The 24,010-nt window shown below is 70.1% G+C and carries 24 protein-coding genes; 11 read left to right on the forward strand and 13 right to left on the reverse strand.

Features of this window, described 5'->3' with window-relative positions; all coding sequences use genetic code 11:
• Positions 1-126: 126 nt before the first annotated feature.
• The 3 genes from dnaG to rpsU form a co-directional block, all read right to left on the reverse strand.
• Positions 127-1,851: a DNA primase gene (gene dnaG, locus HNQ58_RS02695; RefSeq protein WP_183947252.1), complete on the reverse strand. Its 1,725-nt coding sequence runs from the start codon at positions 1,849-1,851 to the stop codon at positions 127-129.
• Between the two features lie 50 nt (positions 1,852-1,901).
• Positions 1,902-2,348 (reverse strand): GatB/YqeY domain-containing protein, encoded by a 447-nt coding sequence (locus tag HNQ58_RS02700; RefSeq protein ID WP_183947253.1) that lies wholly within the window; start codon positions 2,346-2,348, stop codon positions 1,902-1,904.
• A gap of 94 nt (positions 2,349-2,442) precedes the next feature.
• Positions 2,443-2,658, reverse strand: coding sequence for a 30S ribosomal protein S21 (gene rpsU / locus HNQ58_RS02705; RefSeq protein WP_183947254.1), 216 nt, complete (start codon positions 2,656-2,658; stop codon positions 2,443-2,445).
• A gap of 154 nt (positions 2,659-2,812) precedes the next feature.
• Between rpsU and tsaD the strand changes: the two genes are divergently transcribed.
• Genes tsaD through folK form a run of 3 tightly spaced genes read left to right on the forward strand, consistent with a single transcriptional unit; the run spans position 2,813 to position 4,754 of the window.
• Positions 2,813-3,832, forward strand: coding sequence for a tRNA (adenosine(37)-N6)-threonylcarbamoyltransferase complex transferase subunit TsaD (gene tsaD, locus HNQ58_RS02710; RefSeq protein WP_183947255.1), 1,020 nt, complete (start codon positions 2,813-2,815; stop codon positions 3,830-3,832).
• Positions 3,833-3,864: 32 nt separating this feature from the next.
• On the forward strand, positions 3,865-4,236 hold the full coding sequence (gene folB / locus HNQ58_RS02715; RefSeq protein WP_183947256.1) for a dihydroneopterin aldolase: 372 nt from the start codon (positions 3,865-3,867) through the stop codon (positions 4,234-4,236).
• Positions 4,237-4,238: 2 nt separating this feature from the next.
• Positions 4,239-4,754 carry a 2-amino-4-hydroxy-6-hydroxymethyldihydropteridine diphosphokinase gene (folK, locus tag HNQ58_RS02720; RefSeq protein ID WP_343057164.1) on the forward strand — a complete coding sequence of 172 codons (516 nt, stop codon included), beginning with the start codon at positions 4,239-4,241 and terminating at the stop codon, positions 4,752-4,754.
• A gap of 9 nt (positions 4,755-4,763) precedes the next feature.
• Here the strand turns inward: folK and HNQ58_RS02725 are convergent, their stop codons facing one another.
• From HNQ58_RS02725 to HNQ58_RS02740, 4 genes are all read right to left on the reverse strand, one after another.
• Positions 4,764-5,606, reverse strand: coding sequence for a hypothetical protein (locus HNQ58_RS02725; RefSeq protein WP_183947257.1), 843 nt, complete (start codon positions 5,604-5,606; stop codon positions 4,764-4,766).
• Between the two features lie 16 nt (positions 5,607-5,622).
• Positions 5,623-6,363, reverse strand: coding sequence for a pteridine reductase (locus HNQ58_RS02730; RefSeq protein ID WP_183947258.1), 741 nt, complete (start codon positions 6,361-6,363; stop codon positions 5,623-5,625).
• Positions 6,364-6,430: 67 nt separating this feature from the next.
• On the reverse strand, positions 6,431-6,736 hold the full coding sequence (locus tag HNQ58_RS02735) for a hypothetical protein (RefSeq protein ID WP_183947259.1): 306 nt from the start codon (positions 6,734-6,736) through the stop codon (positions 6,431-6,433).
• Between the two features lie 7 nt (positions 6,737-6,743).
• On the reverse strand, positions 6,744-7,520 hold the full coding sequence (locus HNQ58_RS02740; protein WP_183947260.1) for an AMP nucleosidase: 777 nt from the start codon (positions 7,518-7,520) through the stop codon (positions 6,744-6,746).
• Between the two features lie 133 nt (positions 7,521-7,653).
• Here HNQ58_RS02740 and HNQ58_RS02745 point away from each other — a divergent pair, with 133 nt between their 5' ends.
• From HNQ58_RS02745 to HNQ58_RS02770, 6 genes are all read left to right on the forward strand, one after another.
• A complete protein-coding gene (locus HNQ58_RS02745; RefSeq protein WP_183947261.1) occupies positions 7,654-9,039 on the forward strand; it encodes an amidohydrolase in 1,386 nt (461 codons plus the stop codon).
• The gene (locus HNQ58_RS02750) at positions 9,036-10,325 is read left to right on the forward strand and encodes an amidohydrolase family protein (RefSeq protein WP_183947262.1); all 1,290 of its coding nucleotides are present in this window, start codon (positions 9,036-9,038) and stop codon (positions 10,323-10,325) included. The genes HNQ58_RS02745 and HNQ58_RS02750 overlap by 4 nt, the downstream gene beginning before the upstream one ends.
• Before the next feature lie 234 nt (positions 10,326-10,559).
• A complete protein-coding gene (locus HNQ58_RS02755; protein ID WP_183947263.1) occupies positions 10,560-10,979 on the forward strand; it encodes an EF-hand domain-containing protein in 420 nt (139 codons plus the stop codon).
• Positions 10,980-11,173: 194 nt separating this feature from the next.
• The gene (locus HNQ58_RS02760; protein WP_183947264.1) at positions 11,174-11,767 is read left to right on the forward strand and encodes an RNA polymerase sigma factor; all 594 of its coding nucleotides are present in this window, start codon (positions 11,174-11,176) and stop codon (positions 11,765-11,767) included.
• A complete protein-coding gene (locus tag HNQ58_RS02765; RefSeq protein WP_183947265.1) occupies positions 11,764-12,201 on the forward strand; it encodes a hypothetical protein in 438 nt (145 codons plus the stop codon). Before HNQ58_RS02760 ends, HNQ58_RS02765 begins: the two co-directional genes overlap by 4 nt.
• Complete coding sequence (locus HNQ58_RS02770; protein WP_183947266.1) at positions 12,198-12,701, forward strand: periplasmic heavy metal sensor; 504 nt, start codon at positions 12,198-12,200, stop codon at positions 12,699-12,701. Before HNQ58_RS02765 ends, HNQ58_RS02770 begins: the two co-directional genes overlap by 4 nt.
• An 86-nt stretch (positions 12,702-12,787) precedes the next feature.
• On the opposite strand, the gene HNQ58_RS02775 is transcribed toward HNQ58_RS02770, so the two are convergent.
• The 5 genes from HNQ58_RS02775 to HNQ58_RS13585 all read right to left on the reverse strand — a co-directional run bounded on the left by HNQ58_RS02775 (position 12,788) and on the right by HNQ58_RS13585 (position 17,724).
• Positions 12,788-13,186 carry a hypothetical protein gene (locus HNQ58_RS02775; RefSeq protein ID WP_183947267.1) on the reverse strand — a complete coding sequence of 133 codons (399 nt, stop codon included), beginning with the start codon at positions 13,184-13,186 and terminating at the stop codon, positions 12,788-12,790.
• Positions 13,187-13,386: 200 nt separating this feature from the next.
• On the reverse strand, positions 13,387-13,833 hold the full coding sequence (locus HNQ58_RS02780; RefSeq protein ID WP_183947268.1) for a group I truncated hemoglobin: 447 nt from the start codon (positions 13,831-13,833) through the stop codon (positions 13,387-13,389).
• Positions 13,808-14,695: a DUF3034 family protein gene (locus HNQ58_RS02785; RefSeq protein WP_183947269.1), complete on the reverse strand. Its 888-nt coding sequence runs from the start codon at positions 14,693-14,695 to the stop codon at positions 13,808-13,810. The genes HNQ58_RS02780 and HNQ58_RS02785 overlap by 26 nt, the downstream gene beginning before the upstream one ends.
• Complete coding sequence (locus HNQ58_RS02790) at positions 14,692-17,061, reverse strand: putative bifunctional diguanylate cyclase/phosphodiesterase (protein ID WP_183947270.1); 2,370 nt, start codon at positions 17,059-17,061, stop codon at positions 14,692-14,694. Before HNQ58_RS02790 ends, HNQ58_RS02785 begins: the two co-directional genes overlap by 4 nt.
• Positions 17,062-17,064: 3 nt before the next feature.
• On the reverse strand, positions 17,065-17,724 hold the full coding sequence (locus HNQ58_RS13585; RefSeq protein WP_183947271.1) for a cupredoxin domain-containing protein: 660 nt from the start codon (positions 17,722-17,724) through the stop codon (positions 17,065-17,067).
• A 168-nt stretch (positions 17,725-17,892) separates the two neighbouring features.
• Here HNQ58_RS13585 and HNQ58_RS02800 point away from each other — a divergent pair, with 168 nt between their 5' ends.
• Positions 17,893-18,213 carry a DsbA family protein gene (locus HNQ58_RS02800; protein ID WP_281379547.1) on the forward strand — a complete coding sequence of 107 codons (321 nt, stop codon included), beginning with the start codon at positions 17,893-17,895 and terminating at the stop codon, positions 18,211-18,213.
• A 53-nt stretch (positions 18,214-18,266) separates the two neighbouring features.
• Here the strand turns inward: HNQ58_RS02800 and HNQ58_RS02805 are convergent, their stop codons facing one another.
• Positions 18,267-20,327, reverse strand: a complete 2,061-nt coding sequence (locus HNQ58_RS02805; protein ID WP_183947272.1) for an NEW3 domain-containing protein — start codon at positions 20,325-20,327, stop codon at positions 18,267-18,269.
• A gap of 381 nt (positions 20,328-20,708) precedes the next feature.
• Here HNQ58_RS02805 and HNQ58_RS02810 point away from each other — a divergent pair, with 381 nt between their 5' ends.
• Positions 20,709-23,999 (forward strand): amidohydrolase family protein, encoded by a 3,291-nt coding sequence (locus HNQ58_RS02810; protein WP_183947273.1) that lies wholly within the window; start codon positions 20,709-20,711, stop codon positions 23,997-23,999.
• Positions 24,000-24,010 lie beyond the last annotated feature (11 nt).

Consider the following 24,010-nt stretch of genomic DNA (forward strand, 5'->3'; position numbering starts at 1 on the left):
GGGAAGCGAATGCCCGAGGGTAACGGCCCCAGGCATGCGGGCCGTAGCCCATAAGTCACGATCGTTGCGACCGAAGCGATGTCCGCAGCAGTGCGCGGCACGGCCGGTGTCCGTCCCGCGTGGCGGTCAACGCAGCCTCAGCGCGAGCAGGGCGCGCAGTTCGTCCTTCTCGGCGTCGCTGAGGCCGGTTTCGCGCTGGCGCTGCAGCAGCTCAGTGCGGCGTTGCGCATGGGTCTGTTCTTCTAGACGGGCGAGGGCGTCTGCGAACTCGTTGCGCCAGCCCTCCGGGTCACCGGGGAGGTCGACGACGGCGAGCTTGTGCAGCGCCTCGGCCTCCTCGCGCTCGGCGAAGTGTTCGAGGATGGCGCCGGTGCTGATGCCGGGGCGCGCGCGTGCCAGCTCGATCAGTTCGACCAGCAGGGGGATGCCCGGTTGGCGCAGGGCGACGAAGCGGTAAGGCGGCGTGGCCGCCTCGGCCAGCGCCGGCTGATGCAGCAGCAGGGCGATGGCGCTGCGCACCAGGCTGCGCTTGGGCGCCGGTGTGGTCGCGCCACGGCGCGGCAGGCGTGGTGGTGATTGCACTTCGACGGCGGCGGCGCGGCCGACGCCGGTGAGTTCGGTCAGCCGCTGCTGCATCAGGTCGCGGAAGGCGCCGTCGGGGATCTGCGCCAGCATCGGTTTGGCGCGCTCGGCCAGCCGTGCCTTGCCGTCGAGTGTGCCCAGGTTCACGTCGCGCGACAGCTCGGCGTAGAAGAACTCCGACAGCGGCGTGGCCGCGCGCAGCCGCGCGTCGAAGCCGTGCGCGCCCTCGCTGCGGACGATGGTGTCCGGATCCTCGCCCTCGGGCAGGAACAGGAAGAACGCCTGGCGGCCGTCGCGCATCCGCGGCAGCACCGACTCGAGCGCCTTCCACGCCGCACCGCGGCCGGCGCGGTCGCCGTCGAAGCAGAAATACACGTCGCCGGCATTGCGGAACAGCAGCTCGGCGTGGTCGGGCGTGGTGGCGGTGCCGAGCGTGGCGACGGCGGTGTTGACGCCGTACTGGAACAGCGCCACCACGTCCATGTAACCCTCGACCACGATCAGCCGCGGGATCTTCGAATGCGCCTGCCGCACCTGCCACAGGCCGTACAGCTCGCGGCCCTTGTGGAACAGCGGGGTCTCGGGCGAGTTGAGGTATTTCGGGCTGTCGTCCTTGTCGAGGACGCGGCCGCCGAAGGCGATCACCCGGCCGCGGCGGTCGTGGATCGGGAAGATCACCCGGTCGCGGAACTTGTCGTAGACGCGGTTGGAGTCGCTCTTCGAGAGCAGGCCGACCTTGTCGAGCAGGGCGAGCCGGCGCTCGTCGGTGCCGAGCGCGGCCTTGAGCGCGTCCCAGGCATCGGGCGCGTAACCGATGCCGAAGCGGGCGCGGTTGTCGGCGTCGACGCCGCGCTTGTCGAGGTAGGCCTGCGCCTTCGCGCTGGCCGCGAGCTGCTGCTGGAAGAACCTCGCCGCTGCCTCGCAGGCGGCGTAAAGCTCGCTGAAGTCGCCGCGCTGGTGCTGCTGGCGCGTCTCGCGCGGCACCTCGACGCCGGCACGCCTGGCCAGTTCCTCGACCGCGTCGAGGAACTCCAGCCGGTCGTATTCCATCAGGAACTTGATCGCCGTGCCGTGCGCGCCGCAGCCGAAGCAGTGGTAGAACTGCTTGGTCGGCGAGACGGTGAAGCTGGGCGAACGCTCGTCGTGGAACGGGCAGCGCGCCGTGTATTCGCGTCCCTGCCGCTTGAGCGGCACGCGCGCGGCGATCACCTCGACGATGTCGGTGCGCGCGAGCAGGTCGTCGATGAAGGCATCGGGGATGCGGCCCATAGGCGGCTAGGATGCCATGCCCGGCCGGGCCCGGATCGGGCTGGCGACGCTCAGCCGGCCAGCAGTCGCCTCACCAGCGCCGAGGCCTGGCCCATGTCGGCGCGGCCGGCGATGCGCGGCTTGAGCACGGCCATCGCCTTGCCCATGTCCTGCGGGCCGGCGGCGCCGGCCTCGGCGATGGCGGCGCGCACGGCGGCCTCCAGCTCGGCGGCATCCATCTGCGCCGGCAGGTAGGCCTGGATCACGTCGATCTCGTAGCGCTCCTGCGCGGCCAGGTCCTCGCGGCCGGCGGCCTGGTACTGGCTCACCGAGTCCTTGCGCTGCTTGAGCATCTTCTCCAGCACCGCCAGGACCTGGGCGTCGTCGAGCTCGACGCGTTCGTCGACCTCGCGCTGCTTGACCGCGGCCTGGATCAGCCGGATCACCTGCAGGCGCTCCTTGTCGCCGCCCTTCATGGCGGCCTTCATGTCATCGGTCAGGCGGGCCTTGAGGCTCATCGCGGCTACTCCGGCAGGCGGTGGAAATCGGGGCGCAGAAACGCAAGAAGCCGGCGGCGCAGGGCGCGGCCGGCTTCTCGCGGGGCGCAGCGGCTCAGTACAGGCGCTGGCGCTTGGTCACGTCGCGGCCGACGCGACGCAGATGGCGCTTCACCGCGGCGGCACGCTTGCGCTTGCGCTCCTGGGTCGGCTTCTCGTAGAACTCGCGCTTGCGGGTCTCGGCCAGGATGCCGGCCTTCTCGCAGGTGCGCTTGAAGCGACGCAGCGCGAACTCGAACGGCTCGTTCTCGCGGACTTTGACGTTGGGCATGGGGTAATCTCGGTTCGGGTTTTGGCCCGACGAGTCGGGCGAGCCGCGTATGATACGCCCCTGAAACCGCCGCGTGCAAGCCAAGTGCCTGAAATCCGGCCCAAATGGCGGCCCGCGGCTGGATTTCCGGTCCCCGCCCCCCATCTCGACCCCCATGCGCGTCCTCGGCATCGAAACCTCCTGCGACGAAACCGGCGTGGCCGTCTACGACACAGCCGCCGGCCTGCGCGCGCATGCGCTGTACAGCCAGGTGGCGCTGCATGCCGAGTACGGCGGGGTGGTGCCGGAGCTGGCCAGCCGTGACCACGTGCGCAAGCTGCTGCCGCTGATCCGGCAGACGCTGGCCGAGGCCGGGCTGACCATCGACGACCTCGACGGTGTGGCCTACACCGCCGGCCCCGGCCTGATCGGCGCCCTGCTGGTCGGTGCCGGGGTGGCGCGGGCGCTGGCCTGGGCGCGGGAGATCCCCGCCATCGGCGTGCATCACATGGAAGGCCACCTGCTGGCCCCGCTGCTGGAGGACGATCCACCGCAGCCGCCGTTCGTGGCCCTGCTGGTGTCCGGCGGCCACACCCAACTGGTGGCGGTGGAGGGCATCGGCGACTACCGCCTGCTTGGCGAGTCGCTCGACGATGCCGCCGGCGAGGCTTTCGACAAGACCGCCAAGCTGATGGGTCTGCCGTATCCGGGTGGCCCCGAGCTGGCGAAACTGGCCGGGCAGGGGCGGCCGGACGTCTACACCTTCGCGCGGCCGATGACCGACCGGCCGGGGCTGGACTTCAGCTTTTCCGGGCTCAAGACCCAGGTGCTGCTGGCCTGGCAGAAGTCCGACCGCAGCGCGCAGACCCGCGCCGACATCGCCCGCGGCTTCGAGGAGGCGGTGGTCGACACGCTGGCGATCAAGTGCCAGCGCGCGCTGGAGCAGACTGGCCACCGTACGCTGATCGTCGCCGGCGGCGTCGGTGCCAACCGCCGCCTGCGCGAGAAGCTCGACGCGCTGGCCCGGCGTCGTGGCCTGCGCGTGTGCTTCCCGCGGCCGGCGTTCTGCACCGACAACGGCGCGATGATCGCCTTTGCCGGCGCGCTGCGGTTGGCCGCCGGCCAGCGCGAGGCGGCCACGGTGGCCGTGCAGCCGCGCTGGGACATGGCGAGTTTGTCGCCGGTCGCCCCGTGAGGCACGGCTGAATTTCCCGAGAGGAGAAGGATTTGGACGTCGTATTCATCGAGGATCTCAGGATCGAGACCGTCATCGGCATCTACGACTGGGAGCGCAAGATCCGCCAGACCGTCGCGTTCGATATCGAGATGGCCTTCGACAACGCGGTGCCCGCTGCCAGCGATGCGATCGCGGACACGCTCGACTACAAGGCCGTCGCCAAGCGGCTGATCGCTTTCGTCGAGAGCAGTCACTTCGAACTGGTAGAAACGCTTGCCGAACGCTGCGCGCAGATCCTGCGCGAGGAGTTCGGTGTGCCCTGGCTGCGGTTGAAGCTGAGCAAGCCAGGTGCGGTGACCGGCTCGCGCGCGGTCGGCGTGATCATCGAGCGCGGCGTGTGGCCGGACGGCGCAGGCCGGTGAACATGCTCATGCCGACGGCGTATCTGAGTCTGGGCAGCAACGTCGATCCGCAGCGCAATCTGTGCGCGGCGGCTGCCGCATTGGAAAAGCGATTCGGCCGGGTCGAGCTGTCGCCCCTGTATCGGACACCTGCCGTCGGATTCGAAGGGGACGATTTTCTCAACGCAGCGGCCCGGATCGAGACCGGGCTGTCGCCAGATGCACTCGACGACTGGCTTCACGCCCTGGAAGACGCGCAAGGCCGTCGTCGCGACGTGCCGCGGTTCTCCAGTCGCACGCTCGACATCGATCTGGTGCTTTACGACGACCTGGTCTATCGCGGCAAAGGCAACCTCGAGCTCCCGCGTCCGGAGCTGCTCACCCAGCCCTTCGTGCTGCGGCCGATGGCCGACATTGCTCCCGACGTACTGCACCCCGTGGTTGGCCGCTCCCTGTCGGCGCTATGCGCCGCAAACCCGGAGGCTTGCAGGATGAATCCATTTGCGACGGGCGAATGGTGGCGTGGGTCTGGCGGCTGAGCTGCCGGCTCAGGCCGTTACGGCCGGCTCGACGGCGCGGTCGGGCTCCGGGTCCGATGTCGGTGGCGCCAGGAGAGCCGAACATTCGCGCATGAACGAGGCCACCATCAGGCCCAGATCCTCGACGAAGAAGAAGGTGTTGGCTGGGTCCCACAGGAACTCGTCGCCGACGAAGCTGCGGCGGAGGATCAATGTCCGATAGGAGCGCCCGGCGATGCGGTCGGCGCGCTCGACCGGGTCGATTTTGTAGCCGCCGCTGACGGTGGCGCCGTGCAGTGTCGACGGGCAGTGATCCGCAAGCTTGGTACCCGGAGGGATGGCTGCTTCCGGCGCACGCAGGCAGACGGTGGCCTGGTCGATTTTGAGGTCGATGCTGAGCCAAAGGACCACCGGCATGCCGTGGTGCGCCGCTTCCAGGCGGTAGCTCGCCGTCGATGCGTCGCGGGTCAAGCCGACTTCCAGCTGTACTGGCGGGCGCTCGGGGCGCACGCGCGCCGCACGCAAGCGTTTGCCGCGATAAGCGACCATGCCCAGCGATGGATCCTGCGGTGCAAGATCCACGTGGCTCAGCGCGCGGGGAACGATGTCGAGGAAAAGCGCCGTCTTGCGCGCTTCCACGGCCCGGATGCCCGAGCGTGCCGTGACCACCAGCAGAGCCAGCGCGAACAGAGGGACGCCGGCGCCGAGCGAATAGGCGGCCGCCTGGATCAAGGCCGAATGCTCGGTGTTCGGCGAGTGCACGAACAGGTAGGCGCAGAAAAGTCCGATCGCCACCTGCAATGCGAGCAGCAGGAACACGACGGCCTTGGTCAGGCGTGGCGTCTGTCCGAGTCGGAGTTGCTTGAGGTCCATGGATTGTGGGTTCCGGTCAGAGCGTAAGGCATCTGCCGCCGTCGAGGCGGAGTACTTCACCGGTCATGAAGCCGGCCTGGAAGAGTAGCCACTGGACGGCGTCGGCGATTTCGTCTGGCGAGCCGGCGCGACCGAGCGGGGTGCGGTCGATGATGTGCCGGATGTCGTCCACGCTTTTGCCTGTTTCGGGCCAGATGACGGCGCCGGGTGCAATGCCGTTCACGCGTACTTCCGGTGCCAGCGAGAGCGCCAGTGCCTTGGTCAGGGCCGTCAGTGCCGCCTTCGAGCCTGCATAGGCCGCGAGCTCGGCCAACGGCCGCTCGGCATAGATATCGAGAATGTTGACGATCGCCCCGCGCGCGGCGCGCAGGTGCGGGGCGGCGGCCTGGGCGAGAAACAGCGGCGCCTTGGCGTTGGAAGCGAACAGTTCGTCCCACTGCGCCTCGGTGATCGTGCCCAGTGGCGTGGCGTAGAAGGTCGAGGCGTTGTTGACCAGCCCGTCGAGCCGGCCGAAATGGGCGGCCGTGCGCTCGATGAGCCCGGGCAGCGCGGCGGTGTCGGCCAGGTCGGCCTGCAGGGCGAGGGTGCTGCCCGGACGCTCGGCTTCGAGCGCGTCCACCAGCGCCTGCATTTCCCCGGCCGAATGGCGGTAGTGCAGGGCGAGGTCGCAGCCGGCGGCGTGCAGGTGACGGGAGATGGCGGCGCCGATGCGCTTGGCAGCGCCGGTGACCAGGACGACGGGGCGGGCGGGGCTCATCGGGGGCTCCGGCGGGAAGGGTGCGCGGCAGTATCGCCGCGGCCGGTGAAGCGCGCGTCGGCGCCGCTCACTGCAGCTGCACCCACATCCGCAGCAGCACCGTCATCGCCAGCGGCACGCCCATCAGGGCGATGAAGCGGCGGTGCCGCAGCGGCCAGGCGAACCAGGGGCGGCGGTCGATCTCGTCGAGCAGGCCGAGGAACGCCTCGACCTGTTCGTGACGGCGCCATGGCAGCAGCTGCGGGCGGGCGGCCGATTCGCCGTTCACCTCGCGCAGCACCGGCAGCACATAGCGGTAGTACAGGTGGTTGTCGAACAGCATCCAGGCGATCGCCAGCAGGGCGACGACGATGAAGTGGGCCTCTATGCTCATCGCCGGCTCACTCGTCGAAGCGCAGGTGCTTGACCGACTTGCCGTGGCGCCGGATCAGTTTCAGCGCCTCGATGCCGATCTGGATGTGCGCCTCGACGAAGTTCTGTGTCACCACCCGGTCGCTGGCCTCGGTCTTCACGCCCTCGGGGATCATCGGCTGGTCCGACACCAGCAGCAGCGCGCCGGACGGAATGCCGTTGGCGAAGCCGGCGGAGAAGACCGTGGCCGTCTCCATGTCGATCGCCATGCAGCGCAGTTTGCGCAGGTAGGCCTTGAACTCCCCGTCATGCTCCCAGACCCGGCGGTTGGTGGTGTAGACGGTGCCGGTCCAGTAGTCGTGGCCGAGGTCGCGGATCATGGTCGACACCGCGCGCTGCAAGGCGAAAGCCGGCAGCGCCGGGACCTCGGGCGGCAGGTAGTCGTTGGATGTGCCCTCGCCGCGGATGGCGGCGATCGGCAGGATCAGGTCGCCGAGCTGGTTCTTCTTCTTCAGTCCGCCGCACTTGCCGAGGAACAGCACTGCCTTGGGGCCGTACGCGCTGAGCAGGTCCATTACCGTGGCGGCGTTGGCGCTGCCCATGCCGAAGTTGATCATGGTGATGCCGTCGGCGGTGGCGCTGGGCATCGGCCGGTCGCGGCCCACCACCTGCGCGCCGGTCAGGCGCGCGAAGGTGTCCAGGTAGCCGCCGAAGTTGGTCAGCAGCACGTGCTGGCCGAAGCTTTCGACCGGCATGCCGGTGTAGCGCGGCAGCCAGTTGGTGACGATCTCGTGCTTGTCCTTCATCCGTTGTGGTCTCCTTTTCCCTGCCATTCTAGACGCCGGGCGAGGCAGGCATGACTTTCGGCCCACTGGCGGCACATGGCGAAGCCGGCTAGGGTCGGGGGCCACCTGCTCCACAACACGATGAGGAGTCTCCATGCGCAAGCTTGCCCTGACCGGGCTGGCCGCCGCCCTGCTGGCCATGGGCGGGCCGGCGTCGGCCGCCGACCCGGCGCCCGGTCCCTATGCGAGCACCTACCGCGCCGTGCCCGCGGCGCCGGTACTGATCCGCAACGCCACCGTGCTGACCGGCACCGGCGAGCGCCTGGACGGCGCCGATGTGCTGATGGCCGACGGAAAGATCGCCGGGGTCGGCCACGGCCTGCAGGCGCCGGCCGGCGCCCAGGTGGTCGACGGCAGCGGCAAGTGGGTGACGCCCGGCATCATCGACGTGCACTCGCACCTGGGCGTGTACCCGAGCCCCGGCGTGAGCGCGCACAGCGATGGCAACGAGATGACCCAGCCGGTCACGCCCCATGTCTGGGCCGAGCACGGCGTGTGGACGCAGGATCCGGGTTTCGCCACCGCCTTGGCCGGCGGCGTCACCACGCTGATGGTGCTGCCCGGGTCCGGCAACCTGATCGGCGGGCGCGGCGTGACGCTCAAGAACGTCTATGCCGACAGCGTGCAGGCGATGAAATTCCCCGGTGCGCCGCACGGCCTGAAGATGGCCTGCGGCGAGAACCCCAAGCGCTTTTATGGCGGCAAGGGCCAGTCGCCGATGACCCGCATGGGCAACATGGCCGGCTATCGCGCCGCCTTCATCGACGCCCGCGAGTACCTGCAGCAGCAGCGCGCCGCGCAGGGCGACGGCAAGGGCAGGGGCAAGTCGGCCGGCAACGGCAAGCCGCCCAAGCAGGATCTGCGGCTGGAGACGCTGGCCGGCGCGATCAGCGGCGAGATCATGGTGCATATCCATTGCTACCGCGCCGACGAGATGGCGCTGATGCTCGATCTGGCCAGGGAGTTCGGGTTCAGGATCGCCGCCTTCCACCATGGTGTGGAGGCCTACAAACTGGCCGACCGGCTGGCCGAGGAGGGCGTCTGCGGCGCGCTGTGGGCCGACTGGTGGGGCTTCAAGATGGAGGCCTACGACGGCATCCAGGAGAACATCGCCCTGGTCGACCGTCCCGAGGGCGGCTGCGCCATCGTCCACTCCGACTCGGCCGAGGGCATCCAGCGGCTCAACCAGGAGGCCGCCAAGGTGATCGCCAAGGCGCGCCAGGCCGGCATCGACATCCCGCCCGAGCGCGCGATCCGCTGGCTGACCAGCAACGCCGCCCGCTCGCTGGGCATCGCCGAGGTCACCGGCACGCTGGAGGCCGGCAAGATGGCCGACGTGGTGCTGTGGAACGGCAACCCCTTCAGCGTCTACGCCAAGGCCGAGCAGGTCTGGATCGACGGCGCCCGGCTCTACGACCGCAACGATCCGGCCCTGCAGCCGGTGTCCGACTTCATGCTCGGCCAGGAGGTGGCGGAATGAAGCGCATCGCCCTTTCCCTCGCACTGGCCGCCGCCAGCCTGGGCGCGTCCGCGCAGGACCTGCTGATCCGCGGCGCCACCGTTCACACCGCCGGCCCGCAGGGCACGCTGCGCGATGCCGACGTGCTGGTGCAGGGCGGCGTGATCCGCGCCGTCGGGCCCGGCCTGTCCGCGCCGGCCGGCGTGGCGGTCGTCGATGCCCGCGGCCGCCCGCTCACGCCCGGGCTGTTCGCCGGCCTGACCGGCATCGGTCTGGAGGAAGTCTCCGCCGAGCAGCCCACCAACGACACCACCGTGGTGCTCGGCGCGCCGGCGCCGGGCATCGTCGCCCAGACCCGCCCGGAGTTCGACGTCACCCTGGCCTACAACCCGCGCAGCACCCTGGTACCGGTGACCCGCATCGAGGGCCTGACCTACACCGTGCTGGCGGCCGGCACCGCGCCGGGCGGTTCGATCATCGCCGGCCAGGGCGGCGCGGTGCGGCTGGATGGCGGCTACGAGGTGCCCTATGCGGGCCGGCGCGCGCTGTTCGTCAACCTGGGCGGCGCCCTCGCCGCGCTGACCGGCAATTCGCGCGCCGGCCAGTACCTGCTGCTGCAGCAGGCCATCGACGAGGCGCGCGGCCGCGGCCTGCCGGCCGGCAGCCAGGGCGCGTTGCTGACGCCCGCCGGCCGCAGCACGCTCGCCGGCTACCTCGACCGGCGCGGCAAGGTGGTGATCACCGTCGACCGCGAGGCCGACATCCGCCAGGTGCTGAAACTCGCCGAGCGCGAGAAGCTCGACCTGGTACTGACCGGAGCCGCCGAGGGCTGGCGGGTCGCACGCGAGCTGGCGGCGGCGAAGGTGCCGGTGTTCGTCGACGGCCTGGCCAACCTGCCAACGAGTTTCGACAGCCTGGCCGCCACCCTCGAGAACGCTGCCCGCCTCCATGCCGCCGGCGTGCCGGTGAGCTTCACCCAGGGGGGCGATGCCAGCCACAACGCCCGCAAGGTGCGCCAGCTGGCCGGCAACGCGGTGGCGCATGGCCTGCCGTGGGAAGCGGGCCTGGCCGGCCTGACCCGCGTGCCGGCCGAGGCCTTCGGGCTGGCCGACCGGCTCGGCAGCATCGAGGTCGGCAAGCGCGCCGACCTGGTGCTGTGGAGTGGCGACCCGCTCGACGTCGCCCATGCCGCCGAGCAGGTCTGGATCGACGGCCGGGCGATCCCGATGCGTTCGCGCCAGACCGAGCTGCGCGACCGCTACCTGCGCGCCCCCGGCCCGCTGCCGCGCGCCTACCCGGCCCGCTGAGCCCCGCCCGGGGCGGCCAGCGGCCGCCCCGGGCGCTTCTCCGCATCGCGCCATTCTGCGCAGCCAATGGCTGCCGCCTTCCCGGGTTGTCCCGTGGGCAGGCCGGGCCTTGCCGCTACGCCGGCTGGACCGTTGCTGAAGCCGCTGCCCGGGTGGCGACGGAAAGCGCCGGACCCCGCGTTGAAAGTGACGAGGCCCGCCACGGCCTCGTCCTTCCCCAACGAGGATCCGCCCATGACCATCCGCCATTCCCGCCTGCTGCTCGCCTGCGCCGTCGGCGCCCTGTTCGCCGCCGGTGCGGTCCACGCGCAGGGTGAACGCAGCGCCAAGCCGCATCCCGGACTGCCGATCGGCGTGGCCGAGCTGGAAGAGCGCCTGGCCGCGCGCAGCGCCGAGATCGACGCCGACGGCGACGGCTACATCAGCTTCGAGGAACTGCGCGCCTGGCGCGAGGCGCAGCGCGAACAGCGCATGCGCGAACGTTTCGCCAGGCTCGACACCGATGGCGACGGCCGCGTGTCGGTGGCCGAGTTCGAAGCCCGTCATCGCGAGCGCGTCGCACGCATGGATGCCGACGGCGACGGCATCGTCACCAGGGAGGAGTTCCGCGCGTACCGCGGCAAGCATGGCCGCATGCACCGGCGCGACCGCTGAGAGCTTGTGAATTTTTTTCAAGCTCTCAGCCCCCGGCCATGGATGGCCGGGCGCGGATCGAGCACGTAAGTGCTTGAGCCGCGGGAGTGAGTTCGGGCATGTACCGGACTCACGACTGAAAAAATGCACAGGACGTGCATTTTTTCACAGGCGCTGAGCGATGATGCGAGGGGCGCCAATCCCGGCGCCAGTCGATGAACCTCCCCCGGATGCGGCCGTCGGATGCCGACAGTGACGACGACCAGGCGCTGGTGCGCCGGATCGGAGCGGGCGACCGCGCCGCCTGCGCGGCGCTGGTCGACCGCTACCTGTCGCGCATCCACGCCTTCGCCGCGCGCGTGCTCGGCGATCCCGCCGATGCCGAAGAGGTCGCGCAGGACGTGTTCCTGCGCGTCTGGGAGCATGCCGCGCGCTGGCGGCCGCAAGGCGCGCGCTTCTCGACCTGGCTGTACCAGGTCGCGCTCAACGCCTGCCGCGACCGCCTGCGCCGCCGTCGCGAGCTGCTGCCACTGGACGAAGGCGCGGCGGCCTCGCCCGAGCAGTCGCCGGAGTGGCGCATGCAGGAGGCCAGCGTGTCGGCACGGGTGCGCGATGCCATGAGCGAACTGCCCGAACGCCAGCGCGAGGCGCTGGTTCTGTGCCACTTCCACGAGCTGCCGCAGGCCGAGGCCGCGGTCGTGCTCGGCGTGTCGGTCGATGCGCTGGAGTCGCTGTTGGCGCGCGGCCGACGCGGGCTGCGCCAACGGCTGCTGGACGAGCGCCCGCATCTCACCGGAGACCTGCCATGACCACGCCCCTGTCGCCGCAACGCTTCGCCGACCTGCTCGCGGCCCACGGCGCCGACCCGCGCCGCTGGCCGCAGGCCGAGCGCGCCGCAGCGCTCGCCTTGCTGGCGGCCTCGCCCGAGGCGCGTCGCCAGCAGCATGAGGCCGCGCGACTCGACGCCCTGCTCGATGCCTGGCAACCGCCCGCCCCCTCGCCCGACCTGCGTTTGCGCCTCCTGCACGCCATGCCGCTGCCGCAGCGTGCCGAATCGCTGCTGCATCGGCTGTGGCGCGAGCTCGGCGGTTGGCGGCTGGCCGCGCCGGCACTGGCCGGCGCGCTGGCGTTGGGCATCGCCATCGGCGTGTTGCTGCCGGCGATGGAGGCCGGCGACGACTTGCTGGCCGAATGGCTGTCGCTGGCCCAGCTCGACGACCCCTACGAGGAATACACGCCATGAGCGACGCCCTGACCCGCCCGTTCCGTCTCGCCCTGCTGGCCTCGCTGCTGCTCAACGCCGCGCTGGCCGGCGTGCTCGGCGCGCTGTGGCTGCGTTCGGCCGGCGACACCGGCGATGTGGCGAGCAGCGAGCGCAGCGAGGACGCGCGCACGCCGTCGCCGGGCCGGCTTGGTCGTGAGCTCGCGCCGGAGCAGCGCGCGCTGATGCGCGAAACCTTCGCGCGCCACCGAGCGCCGATGCGCGAGCACGCCGAAGCCGCGCGCGCCGCGCGCCGCGCGGTCGCCGCCGTCCTGCGCAGCGAACCCTACGACCGCGACGCGCTGGCGGCCGCCTTCGCCGAACTGCGCGCGCGCGACGGCGAGGCCGCCGCCGTCACCCACGCCATGCTGCTCGATCTGGCCGACCGGCTCGATGCCGAAGGGCGCGAGCGATTGGCGGCACGCATCGAGCGTGCCGGTCGCCATCATCGCGGTGGACGCGGCGCGACGCCGAAGAAGTGAGCGCCACCTTCGCGCCGCGCCTGGCCGGCGGCTCACGGCCCGTCCGTGTGGCCGCGGTCCGGGCATGCCACGTCGAGCGGGCGATTTCACGCGCTGGGAAAACGCGCCTGATCCTGTACACCCGGCCCGTCCCCTCCGACGTCGCTGCGTTCATTTCGGCAGCCGCGTTCTGCCCAGCGTGAGGCCGGCTTCAGGCTCCGGATCGCGTCGCGCCGCAGCTCGCAGTGCATCGTCATCTTGTCCAGCATCGCCTTGAGCCTCTCGATTGCTTCGTCCCGTGCGTCGGCCTCGCGTGCCTTCAGGGCCGCCACGCCCGAAGCGACAAACGCCTCGCGCCACGCAATCAGCTTCGCTGCCGTGACCTTCAACTCACGCGACACCGTGTCCAAGCCCTCATTGTGCAGCAGCCTGAGCAGCGCATCACGCCTGGACTTCGCCGACCGGCTGCCGTGCCCCTTCACCCGCTCGATCTTCCCCGGCCTCATCCCGGACTCTCCTCTTGAAGAGGGGTTTCGCAAGAGCGTGTCCAAGGAAATCGAGGGGCGGAGGACTGGCCCAGAACGCTTACGGCGAGATCACCGGCGCAGTCAGTGCCGATGCCCTGCTCGGGCGGATCTTCGCCAGTTTCTGCATCGGCAAATGAAGCGATGAGGCTTGTGCGTTGATCGTGGCGTGGGGTGCAGGCCTACTGCCGGATCACCTCACGCTGCATCGGTGCCAGGATCGCCAGCAGCTCGTTCTGGGCCGACAGCGGCACGCCGCGCGCACGCATCGCGTCCACGAGGTGTTCCACGAGGGCGTTGAAGTCGGCCTCGGTCAGGCCAAGCCCAGCATGCGCGGCGCGCATGTCGCGGCCGGTGTAGGTGCAGGGGCCGCCTGACAGTGCGCAGAGCTGCTCGACCAGGCGTTCGTGCAGGTTCACCAGGTCGGCTTCGGCGAAATCGTCGGCGATGCGCGGGTCGGCGACGCTGCGGGCCAGCAGGTCGAAGGTGATGGCATCGATGCCCTCGCTGCCACCGAGGCGCTCGTAGAGGCTGACCTTCGGGGTACCGCTACTGGCGCAACCGGCCAGCAACAGGGCGAGCAGCGCGGCGCACAGGCCGCGCTCAGTGGCTGATCTGCACCGAGACATACCAGGCCTCCTGTCGGTCGAGGGTGGCAATGCTGCCGAGGTCGGCGTAGGCCGCGACCACCGCCACGCGCTTGTTGGGGAACCAGCCCACGAACACGTCCTTCCAGTCGTGCTCGCGGGCGAAGCCGAGGTTGTCGGGCTTCTGCCGGTACTCCACGCCCACCGCCCAGCGCGGGTCGAGCAGTACCGCCACGCTGGCCTCACCGAGCAGGGAGCGGCCACGCCGTGCATCGCCGCCGAAGCCGAGCAGGCCGGTCTGGTTGGCATTGCTGCTGCGGAGCACGCCATTGAGGAGCAGGTTCCGGCCGCCAGCGCCACCGAGGAACAGCTTGGTCGCGGCGAGGTAGACATCGTTGCCGGAATCATCCACTGCTCCCACCAGCGAGGGCACGAGGAAATCACGTTGGCGCTTGTGCTGCAGGCCAAGGCTGAGTTGCGGCCACGGGCTGTAGACGAGGTCGCCGGCGAGGCGAAGCTTGGCGTGGGCGATGTCCTGGCGGAAGTGGCGGGTTGGCAGGGCCAGCGCGTCGGCCAGGGTGGGCAGGCCGAAGTCCTGGCGTGCCAGGCCGATCTCCACGCGGTTGCGCCAGCCCAGCGCGATGCCGCGGCTGGTCAGTGTGTAATCGCCGCTGTCGACGCGGGTGGCGAAGGCCGCGCCGCCCCATTGCTCGTCGGTGCCGTAGCCGGCGATCACCGCCCAAGGCACGACACCGCCTCCGGCGCTGCCTTCGATGCTGCTGGCGCCGCCGGTGGCGAGCAGGCGGCCAGCGTAGCCCTTTGCGGCAGGGGTGGCGATGTCTCTGGCAAGGATTTCCGGGCTGCCCAGTAGTGCGGCGGCAAGGAGGAGGCTGGGGTATCTCATGCGGCGTGGTCCTCCATCTGCTCCTGACGACGACGCAGCCAGTCGAGCAGGGCTTCGCAGGGAAGCGGGCGGCTGAAATGGTAGCCCTGCGCCACATCACAGCCCAGACGGAGCAGGACTTCGAGACCGATTTCGTTTTCCAGGCCTTCTGCGACCACCTTGATGCCAAGGGCATGGCCGAGCTGCACGATAGACTGCACGATGCGTTCATCATCGGTGCCGGGTGCCAGCTGCAGCACGAAGCTCTTGTCGATCTTCAGCTCATCGGCTGGCAGACGCTTGAGCTGGGCCAGCGAGCTTTGTCCGGTCCCGAAATCATCCACGGAAACCCGGAATCCCTCCGAACGCAGGCGCTTCAGAGTCTGTACGGCGCGCTCCATATCGGCCAGGACGGCGCTCTCGGTCACCTCGAGAATGATGTCGCCGGCGGTCACCCGGTGATGTTGCAACCGGTCGAGTACCGTCGAGGCGAGATTTGGATCGGCCAGGTCGATGGCGGAGAGGTTGATCGCCACCCCGTGATCGAAGCCAGCCGTCCGCCATGCGGCGAGCTCGGCGAAGGCGTGATCGATGACCCAGTGGGTCAGGGCACCGATGAGTCCTGCGCGTTCGGCCAAGGGGATGAACTCGTCAGGACCAATCCGGCCCAGCTGGGGATGGGTCCAGCGCAGCAGGGCTTCGACATGACGAACCCGGCGGGTACGGAGATCGACCTTGGGTTGATAGTGAAGGCTGAACTGATCGCCCTCGATGGCGTTACGCAATTCACCAACGATGGCCAGCTGGCGCAGATGCCGCTCATCCATGCCCTCGCGATAGAGACCGATCCGTCGTCCTTCACGTTTGGCGCACTGGTTGGCGATCTCCACCCGGCGCAGCAGCGTGCGGGCATCGGGCAGGCTGCCGTCCTGCAGCCGCGCGAAAGGCACCAGGCCGAGATCCACCTCCAGCCGCAGCGGTACACCCTGCACGTCCATGGGGGCGGCCAATAGTTCGGCCAGTGCCTCGAAACGGGTGTGGGCCTGCTCGGCGTCCATGGTCCAGAGAGCAACCAGGAACTCGTCACCCCCCAGGCGGGCTAGCAGATCGTCGCCGCGCACGGCGGCGCGCAGGCGGTTGGCCACCTCGATCAGGGCGAGATCACCATGGACATACCCGAGCTGGTCATTGACCTCATGGAAATGGCGCAGGTCGATCATCGCAAGGGTGCCCTGGCGGAGTGCGGGGTCGGCCAGGCGTTCGCTGAGCAGGTTCAGGGCCCGCTCCCGGTTGGGCAGGCCGGTGAGGGCGTCGTGCCCGGCCTGGTGGAGAATGCGCTGCTCGCGCTCGGCGATGCCCTGCTGCATGGCATTGAAGGCTTCGGCGAGGAGGGCGAATTCGTCGCTGCCCTCGACCGGCAGCGTGGCGCCGTACTCGCCACGGCGGATGCGCGATGCGGCCCGTGCCAGCTCACTCACTGGGCCGCTGACGCGCCGGCCGATGAGGGCGGCGGCCAGCATCGCCAGCGCGGCGGCGGCGAGCGACAGCACCAGGACCTGGGCCTGCAGCCCGGCATAGGGCGCCATCGCCAGCCCGCGGTCTGCTTCGATGACGAGGTAGACCGGGGTAAGGGATTCGGCAGAGAGCCGCAGCGCCAGCCGCGGGCCGCCACCGTCCTCCGGCTCCAGCGCGATGCGCAACGCGCCGGTGTCCAGCGCTGCCAGGTCGGCGCTGCCCACCTCGACGCCCTGCACCGTGCGCCAGTGGTCCATGTCGCGCAGCACCACGTTCGGCGCGAGACCGGTGATTTCGGCCAGCTCGTCCGTTTCCCCGGTGCCGAAGGGTTGGCCCAGGGCCAGCCAGCCGACGAGATCGGGGGCGAACACCGGCACCAGGGCATAGCTCACCGGCTGGCCGGAAAGGGCGACGATGCCGGCTGAAAAACCGTCTTTCCGGGCTTCCGCCACCAGGCCGCGCAAGGCGGACTCCGGCAGCGCGACCCCGGCGTGCAGGCGCGTTGCCAACACGTGGGCATCCGGAGCGAGTACCGCCCCGAAAGGCGTTCCGATGCGTTGGTGGGCACTTTCCAGTACGGATTCCAGGGTGGGACCATCCTGCAGCGCGATGGCCTCCCGGAAACCAAAGTCTTCGGCCAGCACCGAGACCCGCTCCAGCAATTGCCTCAGCTTCGTCTCGTGCAGCCGGTTCCAGACCTTCTCGCCCACCCGCAGCTGGGCCTCGAGCTGCTGCTTGATGCTGCGTTCCACCGCCACCCGCACCGTGAGCCAGCCGGCGACCTGCAGGCCCACCACCAGGCCGGCCAGCAGCAGCACCAGCTTGGTGCCGAAGCGCAGGCCGCGTCGCCGAAGAGCCGCCGCCTCGTCCATGGCTCAGGGGCGTGACGGGGTGCGCAGGCGTTCCTGCAGGGCGCGCAGGCGCTCATCGCCGCGAGGCGGGGGCGGCGGGGCGAGGGGAAGTTCGAGCACTTCGGCGGCGGCGACCGGCAGGGTGAGGCGGCGCTTCGGCGCCGCATCGATCGACGGCAGGCGTTCGTGCCAGGCAGTGAGCAGGTACTCGCCTGGCGGTGCCTCCAGCCGGACCCGGCCCTCGGCATCACTGAGGGCGAAATGCGGGGTGTCCACCACCACGATATAGCCCTTCATCCAGTCGTGGATATTGCAGCCCAAAGTCACCACACCGGTGCGGTCGAACAGCACCGGCTCGGGCGGTGTGCCTGTATAGAGCGGCAGCTCGAAGCGCTTGGCCGGCGAGAAGGAATAGACCTGGTGGCGGATGCGGTCGCGGTTGGGGAAATGCACCCGCGAGCCCTTGGTCACCACCAGCACGCGCGGTTCGAACTCGCTGTTCACCTGGTCCATCACCGCTTCCATCGGGGTGACGGTGGCGGCGCGGCCGACCGGGCTCAGGGTGACGACGGCGTTGGCGACCGGGCGGCCCTCGCTGAGGACGCGTACCTCCACGGCGGCGGCAGGGAGGGCCGCGAGGACGAGCAGGCCGGCAAGCAGCGCGGCGCGAAGGCGTGTGGCCATGCACGGCTCCCATGGTTCCAGTTGTGCCCGAGCATAACCCGGCCGCTGGGCCCGTTGTGTGCGGCGTGTCAGACGTCGCCGTCGTTTGACCAGCCTTCACCGGTACCGCGCTGGAACACCCGGTCGGTGTCCAGACACTGCGCCAGCCGGTAGCATGGGCTGCCTGGCCTGGCGGGTGCAGATTGGCGCGAAGGCCGCGCCGGCGACAGCCCGCAGGCGCTGGCGCCGGTCGCCGCACGGCTGGGTATCGACGACATCGCCGCCGCCATCGCCGCGCCGGCGGTGAAGGCGCGGCTGCGCGAGAACTTCGAGGCCGCCGTCGCCGACGGCGTGTTCGGCGTGCCGACCTTGGCGGTCGGCGGCGAACTGTTCTGGGGCGAGGACGCGCACGACTTCGCCGAGGCCGTGCTGGCCGACCCGTCGCTGCTCGACGATCCCGAGTTCCGCCGTGTGACGGCGCTGCCGATGGCGGCCGTGCGCGGCGGATGAAAAAACGCCCCGGCGAACCGGGGCGCGTTGGCAAGCTCGCCAGGGGAAGGGGTTCAGTTGCTTCGGCAGCTGTTGCTGGCGTCGAAACTGCCGACGTGGCTGCCGCTGACCGCGGTCACGCAGAAGGTGATGCCGCCGCCGCGGTAGTTGCCGCTGCCGAAGCTGACCTGGCCGACACCGTCGGTGGTGGCGGTCGAGCAACCGCTGGTGGCGCCGGAGAAGCAGCCGGTGACGCTGGCGCCGGTGAGCGGCCTGCCGTGCTGGTCGACGATGCTGGCGATGGCGGTGGTGCTGACGTTCTTGCCGCGGCTGCTGCTGCTCAGCGTGATCGTGCCGACCCTGGCCACGGTGTCGCTGACCGGCGCGGTGACCTTCAGGCTGGTCGAGGCCGAGGCGTTGCCGCCACTGCTGCGGGTGGCGCTGGCCGAGACCGTGTAGGTGCCGCTGGCGGTGTTCTCGGTGGTGGTCACCGACAGGGTGGTGCTGGCGGTAGCCCCCGGGCTCACCGAGAGTTTGCTGGCGGCGAAGCTGCCGCTCCAGCCGCTGGGCAGGGCGCGGGTCAGGTCGAAGGTCGCGCTGGCGCAGGCCGAGCTGTCGTTGTTCTTCAGGCTGACGGTGTAGCTGGTGCCTTGGCCGGCCAGCACTTCGGCGGCGCCGCCGCTCAGGCTGAGCGTGGGCGTGGCGGCCGAACAGGACGGGGCCGGCCCGCTGCCGCCGAAGGCGACGTCGACCGCGGCGGTGGTGCCGTCGGCCCAGGCCAGGGTCAGGCGCAGGTCGTTGGCGGCGTCGACGAAGGTCGCGCCGGGTACCAGGGCGCCGTCCTCCATGTCCCAGGTGCGCATGGAGCTGCTCTTGGGGGTCATGTCGAGGAAGAAGCTGCTGTCGCTGTCGCCTTCGGTGGCGCGGCGGACGATCACGCCGGAGGTGAGATTGCCGACGCTGCCCAGGCTGCCGTCGTAGCCGGCCGGGCGACGGTATTCGACGAAGTAGTACTGCTGGCGGCCGCCGGCATCCTTGCCGGCCGGCACCCGCAGCGCCTTGGGGGCGTTGTCGCCGGCCGAGTAGGCGTCGATGTAATAGCGCTCGCTGCGGGTGGCGGCGAGCACCTGCGGCGAATGCTCGGTGCCCAGCCAGCCCAGCAGCATCTTGTTGAAGGCGCCGAAGTGGGCGGCGCGGCGGTTGCCCATGCTGTCGGCCGGGTCGCCGTAGGTCAGCACCACGCAGTTCAGGCTGGTGCTGTCGTCACAGCTCAGCGCCTTGGCGTGGCGCAGGCCGAAGTTGTGGCCGAGCTCGTGGCTGATGTTCTGCACGGTGAACACGCCGTTGATCCAGGCCTGCGAGGGATTGCCGCCGACCGTGGCCAGTCCGGCCCAGCCGCAGGCGTTCCTGGGGAACATGTAGACGCGGCGGCTGTAGTCGCTCACCTTGACGCCGGCCTGGGTGGCGCGCTTCTCGGCCTCGCTGGCGATCTGCCCGCTGTTGCAGGAGGTCGAGCTGACCGGAATGGTGTACCAGCCGACGGTGTCGCCGGCGAGCCAGGTCTGCCCGGCGGAGTTTTCGCGGAAGTAGTCGCCGACGGTGCCGAACACCAGGCTGTGCGCGCTGGCGCGGCTCATCGGCTGGCTGGTGTCGTCCTGGAAGTTGACCAGCATCACCAGCGTGCGCTGCTCGCCGAGGGTGTTTGGCAGGGTGCCGCTGCTGGCGACGGTGCTCTGGGTGCTGACGCTGTCGCCGCTCTCGACGTACAGCGCTTCCAGGTCGGCGCTGAAGGGGCGGCCGCGCACGGTGGCGCGGGTGCCGGTCAGCAGCTGCGGCGGACGGCCGCGGAAGTGCAGCTCGACCGGGCGGCCGTTGGCGCGCAGGAAGTAGCGGGTCTCCGCATGTTCGGCGTAATCCTCGACCAGCACCTCGATCTCGCCCTCGACGCGGATCTCCGGGGTGTCAGGGCGGGCGCGCTCGGAGGCCTGCGGCGGCAGCGCGTGGTTGCCGTGTGCCTGCACGGACGACGGCGCGGCGGCGAAGGCGAGGGCAAGGGCGAGCGGGAAGGCGAGCGAAAGGGAGGCGCCGGTGAGCGCGGTCGGGCGCGGCGCGGGTGTGCGTGGGGTGAAGTTCATTCGGATGTCGGACCGTGCGTTGGGAAGTACAAGGCGGGCCCGGAAACCCGCCGCGGACGGCTCCTGCCCCTGGCGGAGCCATGGATGCGCCGTAGGCGCGCGAGCTTCCCTGCTTCGGTATCGGGCCGGGCCGTCCTCACCGGGGTGGGCGGCGGCGCTGCGCAGGGTCCGGAAAACCGGCGGCGGGTTTTGTGACGGGGTGCGCGCATCTGGGCGTGTCCGCCGGGTTTTTGGCGAATTTGTGACGTATCGCGTCCTTCGGCTGACGTATCGCGTCAGTCCGGGCGGGGCGTGGCAGCCGCGGGCGGGACTTCCGTCCCACGCCACGCCGGCCGGATTCGGCTAGCCTGACGGCTTCCCTGTACCTTCGGAGGCCGCCCGATGCTTCGCCGCACCCTCGTCCTCGCCCTCAGCCTCGCCCTGAGCGGGCCCGCCCTCAGCCAGAGCAGGCCAGGCGAGGCGGCCAAGTGGGATGTCGAAACCAGCCTGCCGGCCACCAAGACCGTCCGCTTCGTCACCGACGAGGGCACCTGGATGAATCTGGACGTGTCGCCGGACGGCCGCACGATCGTGTTCGACCTGCTCGGCGACCTGTATCTGCTGCCGATCGAGGGCGGCGTCGCGCAGCGCCTGACCTCCGGTCGCGCCTTCGACGTGCAGCCGCGCTTCTCGCCGGACGGCCGCGAGATCGCCTTCACTTCCGACCGCGGCGGTGGCAACAACCTCTGGCGCATCGGCGTCGACGGCAAGAACCCGCAGCAGGTGACGAAGGAGGACTTCCGCCTGCTCAACAACCCGGCCTGGACGCCGGACGGGCAGTACCTGATCGGCCGCAAGCACTTCACCGGCCAGCGCTCGCTGGGCGCGGGCGAGCTGTGGCTGTACCACCGCGGCGGCGGCGCCGGCCTGCAGCTCACCAAGCAGAAAAACGACCAGCAGGACCTCGGCGAGCCGGCGGTGTCGCCCGATGGCCGCTGGGTGTACTTCTCGGAGGACGTCAGTCCCGGTCCGACCTTCCAGTACAACAAGAACCCGCACGGGGTGATCTACGCGATCAAGCGGCTGGACCGCGAAACCGGCGAGATCCAGACCCTGGTGCAGACCCCGGGCGGCGCGGTGCGGCCGCAGCCCTCGCCGGACGGCAAGTCGCTCGCCTTCGTCAAGCGCGTGCGCGACAAGTCGGTGCTGCACGTGATGGATCTGGACTCGGGCGTGGTGCGGCCGGTGTGGGACGGTCTCTCGCACGATCAACAGGAGGCCTGGGCGATCTTCGGCCCTTACACCAATTTCGCCTGGACACCGGATGCGAAGGCGGTGGTGGTCTGGGCCCAGGGCAAGCTCTGGCGCGTGGACATGACCAGTGGCGAGGCGGCCAACATCCCGTTCCGCGCGCAGGTCGAGCAGGCCGTCGCGCAGCCGCTGCGCTTCGAGCAGCAGATCGAAGGCGACAGCTTCCAGCCGCACATGATCCGCGACGTCACCACCAGCCCGGATGGCCGCACCCTGGTCTTCCACGCGGTCGGCAAACTGTGGAAGAAGACCTTGCCCGACGGCCGTCCCGAGCGCCTGACCGGCGACCAGACACACTTCGAGTACCAGCCGAGCTTCAGCCCGGACGGCCGCAGGCTGCTCTACACCACCTGGTCGGACGCCGACATGGGTGCGGTTCACGAGCTCGACCTCGCCAGCGGCGAGCGCCGTACGCTCACCCGCGAGAAGGGCTTCTACTACGGCCCGCAGTATTCGCGCGACGGCCGCATGATCGTGTGGTCACGGCAGGGCGGCGGCGGCCTGACCGGCAGCCTGTGGTCGCGCGAGACCGGCATCTTCGTGATGCCGGCCGCCGGCGGCGAGCCGCGCCGGATCAGCCGCAACGGCCGCGATCCGCAGTTCTCCGCCGACGGCAGCAGGGTCTTCTACCTGACCGGCGGCGGCACCTCGAAGAAGCTGATGAGCGTCGGCCTGCACGGCGAGGAGCCGCGCGAGGTGTTCAACCTGAAGTACGTCACCGACATCAAGCTCAGTCCGGACGGGCGGTGGGTGGCCTTCACCGAGCTGTTCAACGCCTATGTCGCGCCGATGCCGGCGACCGGCGGCGTGATCGAGCTCAGCCGCGACACCAAGGCCATCCCGGTGAGCCAGCTCAGCGCCGACACCGGCTCCTACCTGCACTGGTCGGCCGACTCGCAACGGCTGCACTGGATGGTCGGCCGCGAATACTTCACCCGCGCGCTGAAGGACGCCTTCGCCTTCGTGCCCGATGCGCCGGCGACGCTGCCCAAGGCCGAGAGCCTCAAGGGCATCGACGTCGGCCTGAGTGTGCCCACCGACCGGCCCAGCGATGTGTTCGCCTTCACCGGCGCGCGCATCGTCACCATGCGCGACGCCGAGCGCACCCAGGAAGTGATCGAGGACGGCGTGCTGGTCGTGCGCGGCCACAGCATCGCGGCGGTCGGCCGCCGCGGCGAGGTGGCCATTCCCGAGGGCGCGACGGTGATCGACGCCGCCGGCAAGACCATCATCCCCGGCATCGTCGACGCCCATGCCCACGCGGCCCATTTCGGCCAGGGCGTGGTGCCGCAGCAGAACTGGGCCTACTACGCCAACCTCGCCTACGGCATCACCACCATGCACGACCCCTCGGCCACCAGCGAGTTCGTGTTCTCGCAGGCCGAGCTGGTCAAGGCCGGCGCGATGGTCGGCCCGCGCGTGTACTCCACCGGCACCATCCTTTATGGCGCCGACGGCGACTTCAAGGCCACCATCAACTCGCTCGACGACGCCCGCGCCCACCTGCGCCGCATGAAGAGCCACGGCGCCTTTTCGGTGAAGAGCTACAACCAGCCGCGCCGCGACCAGCGTCAGCAGGTCAACCGCGCCGCCCGCGAGCTGGGCATGCTGGTGGTGGAGGAGGGTGGTTCGACCTTCTTCCACAACCTGACCATGATCCTGGACGGCGTCACCGGCATCGAGCACAACATTCCGGTTGCGCCGCTGTACCGCGACGTGGTGCAGCTGTGGTCGCAGACCGACGTGCGCATCACCCCGACCCTGGTGGTCAGCTACGGCGGACTGTCCGGCGAATACTGGTGGTATGCCCGCGACAACGTCTGGGAGGAGAAGCGGTTGAACCGCTTCTTCCCGCGCGAGACGCTCGACGCCCGCGCCATCCGCCGCGAGACCGCCCCCGACTGGGACTACTGGCACATCGAGGTCGCCCGCGCCAAGAAGACCCTGCGCGACGCCGGCGTGCGCGTGCAGGTCGGCGGCCACGGCCAGATGCAGGGCCTCGCCCCGCACTGGGAAATCTGGATGCTGACCCAGGGCGGCTTCAGCAACTTCGAGGCCCTGCGCGCGGCGACCATCGACGGTGCCGACTACATCGGCCTTGGCCGCCAGCTCGGCTCGCTGGAGCCGGGCAAGCGCGCCGACCTGGTGGTGCTCGACGGCAACCCGCTGGAGGACATCCGCGCCAGCGCCAGCACCGCGCTGGTGATGGTCAACGGCCGCCTGTTCGACGTGAACGCCGACATGGCCGAGATCGGCGGCCGGCAGCGGCCGGCACCGGAGTTCTACTGGCAGCGCCACCGCGACGGCCGCAGCTACGGCATCCAGTACGGGCCCACCGCGCCCTGCCATTGCCCGAAGTCGGGCGTGGCGCACAGGCATTGAATACAGTCCCG

Source organism: Rehaibacterium terrae, assembly GCF_014202935.1.
Lineage (GTDB): Bacteria > Pseudomonadota > Gammaproteobacteria > Xanthomonadales > Xanthomonadaceae > Rehaibacterium > Rehaibacterium terrae.

Bases quoted from the DNA above. Each gene is read 5' to 3' on its own strand.
- HNQ58_RS02760 (WP_183947264.1), top strand. From the start codon at position 11,174: ATGAACCTCCCCCGGATGCGGCCGTCGGATGCCGACAGTGACGACGAC.
- HNQ58_RS02810 (WP_183947273.1), top strand. From the start codon at position 20,709: ATGCTTCGCCGCACCCTCGTCCTCGCCCTCAGCCTCGCCCTGAGCGGG.
- HNQ58_RS02730 (WP_183947258.1), bottom strand. From the start codon at position 6,363: ATGAGCCCCGCCCGCCCCGTCGTCCTGGTCACCGGCGCTGCCAAGCGC.
- HNQ58_RS02780 (WP_183947268.1), bottom strand. From the start codon at position 13,833: ATGTCTCGGTGCAGATCAGCCACTGAGCGCGGCCTGTGCGCCGCGCTG.
- HNQ58_RS02805 (WP_183947272.1), bottom strand. From the start codon at position 20,327: ATGAACTTCACCCCACGCACACCCGCGCCGCGCCCGACCGCGCTCACC.
- dnaG (WP_183947252.1), bottom strand. From the start codon at position 1,851: ATGGGCCGCATCCCCGATGCCTTCATCGACGACCTGCTCGCGCGCACC.
- HNQ58_RS02790 (WP_183947270.1), bottom strand. From the start codon at position 17,061: ATGGACGAGGCGGCGGCTCTTCGGCGACGCGGCCTGCGCTTCGGCACC.
- HNQ58_RS02755 (WP_183947263.1), top strand. From the start codon at position 10,560: ATGACCATCCGCCATTCCCGCCTGCTGCTCGCCTGCGCCGTCGGCGCC.
- HNQ58_RS02770 (WP_183947266.1), top strand. From the start codon at position 12,198: ATGAGCGACGCCCTGACCCGCCCGTTCCGTCTCGCCCTGCTGGCCTCG.
- HNQ58_RS02775 (WP_183947267.1), bottom strand. From the start codon at position 13,186: ATGAGGCCGGGGAAGATCGAGCGGGTGAAGGGGCACGGCAGCCGGTCG.
- HNQ58_RS13585 (WP_183947271.1), bottom strand. From the start codon at position 17,724: ATGGCCACACGCCTTCGCGCCGCGCTGCTTGCCGGCCTGCTCGTCCTC.
- HNQ58_RS02725 (WP_183947257.1), bottom strand. From the start codon at position 5,606: ATGGACCTCAAGCAACTCCGACTCGGACAGACGCCACGCCTGACCAAG.
- HNQ58_RS02785 (WP_183947269.1), bottom strand. From the start codon at position 14,695: ATGAGATACCCCAGCCTCCTCCTTGCCGCCGCACTACTGGGCAGCCCG.
- HNQ58_RS02735 (WP_183947259.1), bottom strand. From the start codon at position 6,736: ATGAGCATAGAGGCCCACTTCATCGTCGTCGCCCTGCTGGCGATCGCC.
- HNQ58_RS02700 (WP_183947253.1), bottom strand. From the start codon at position 2,348: ATGAGCCTCAAGGCCCGCCTGACCGATGACATGAAGGCCGCCATGAAG.
- HNQ58_RS02750 (WP_183947262.1), top strand. From the start codon at position 9,036: ATGAAGCGCATCGCCCTTTCCCTCGCACTGGCCGCCGCCAGCCTGGGC.
- rpsU (WP_183947254.1), bottom strand. From the start codon at position 2,658: ATGCCCAACGTCAAAGTCCGCGAGAACGAGCCGTTCGAGTTCGCGCTG.
- HNQ58_RS02765 (WP_183947265.1), top strand. From the start codon at position 11,764: ATGACCACGCCCCTGTCGCCGCAACGCTTCGCCGACCTGCTCGCGGCC.
- tsaD (WP_183947255.1), top strand. From the start codon at position 2,813: ATGCGCGTCCTCGGCATCGAAACCTCCTGCGACGAAACCGGCGTGGCC.
- HNQ58_RS02745 (WP_183947261.1), top strand. From the start codon at position 7,654: ATGCGCAAGCTTGCCCTGACCGGGCTGGCCGCCGCCCTGCTGGCCATG.
- folK (WP_343057164.1), top strand. From the start codon at position 4,239: ATGCTCATGCCGACGGCGTATCTGAGTCTGGGCAGCAACGTCGATCCG.
- HNQ58_RS02740 (WP_183947260.1), bottom strand. From the start codon at position 7,520: ATGAAGGACAAGCACGAGATCGTCACCAACTGGCTGCCGCGCTACACC.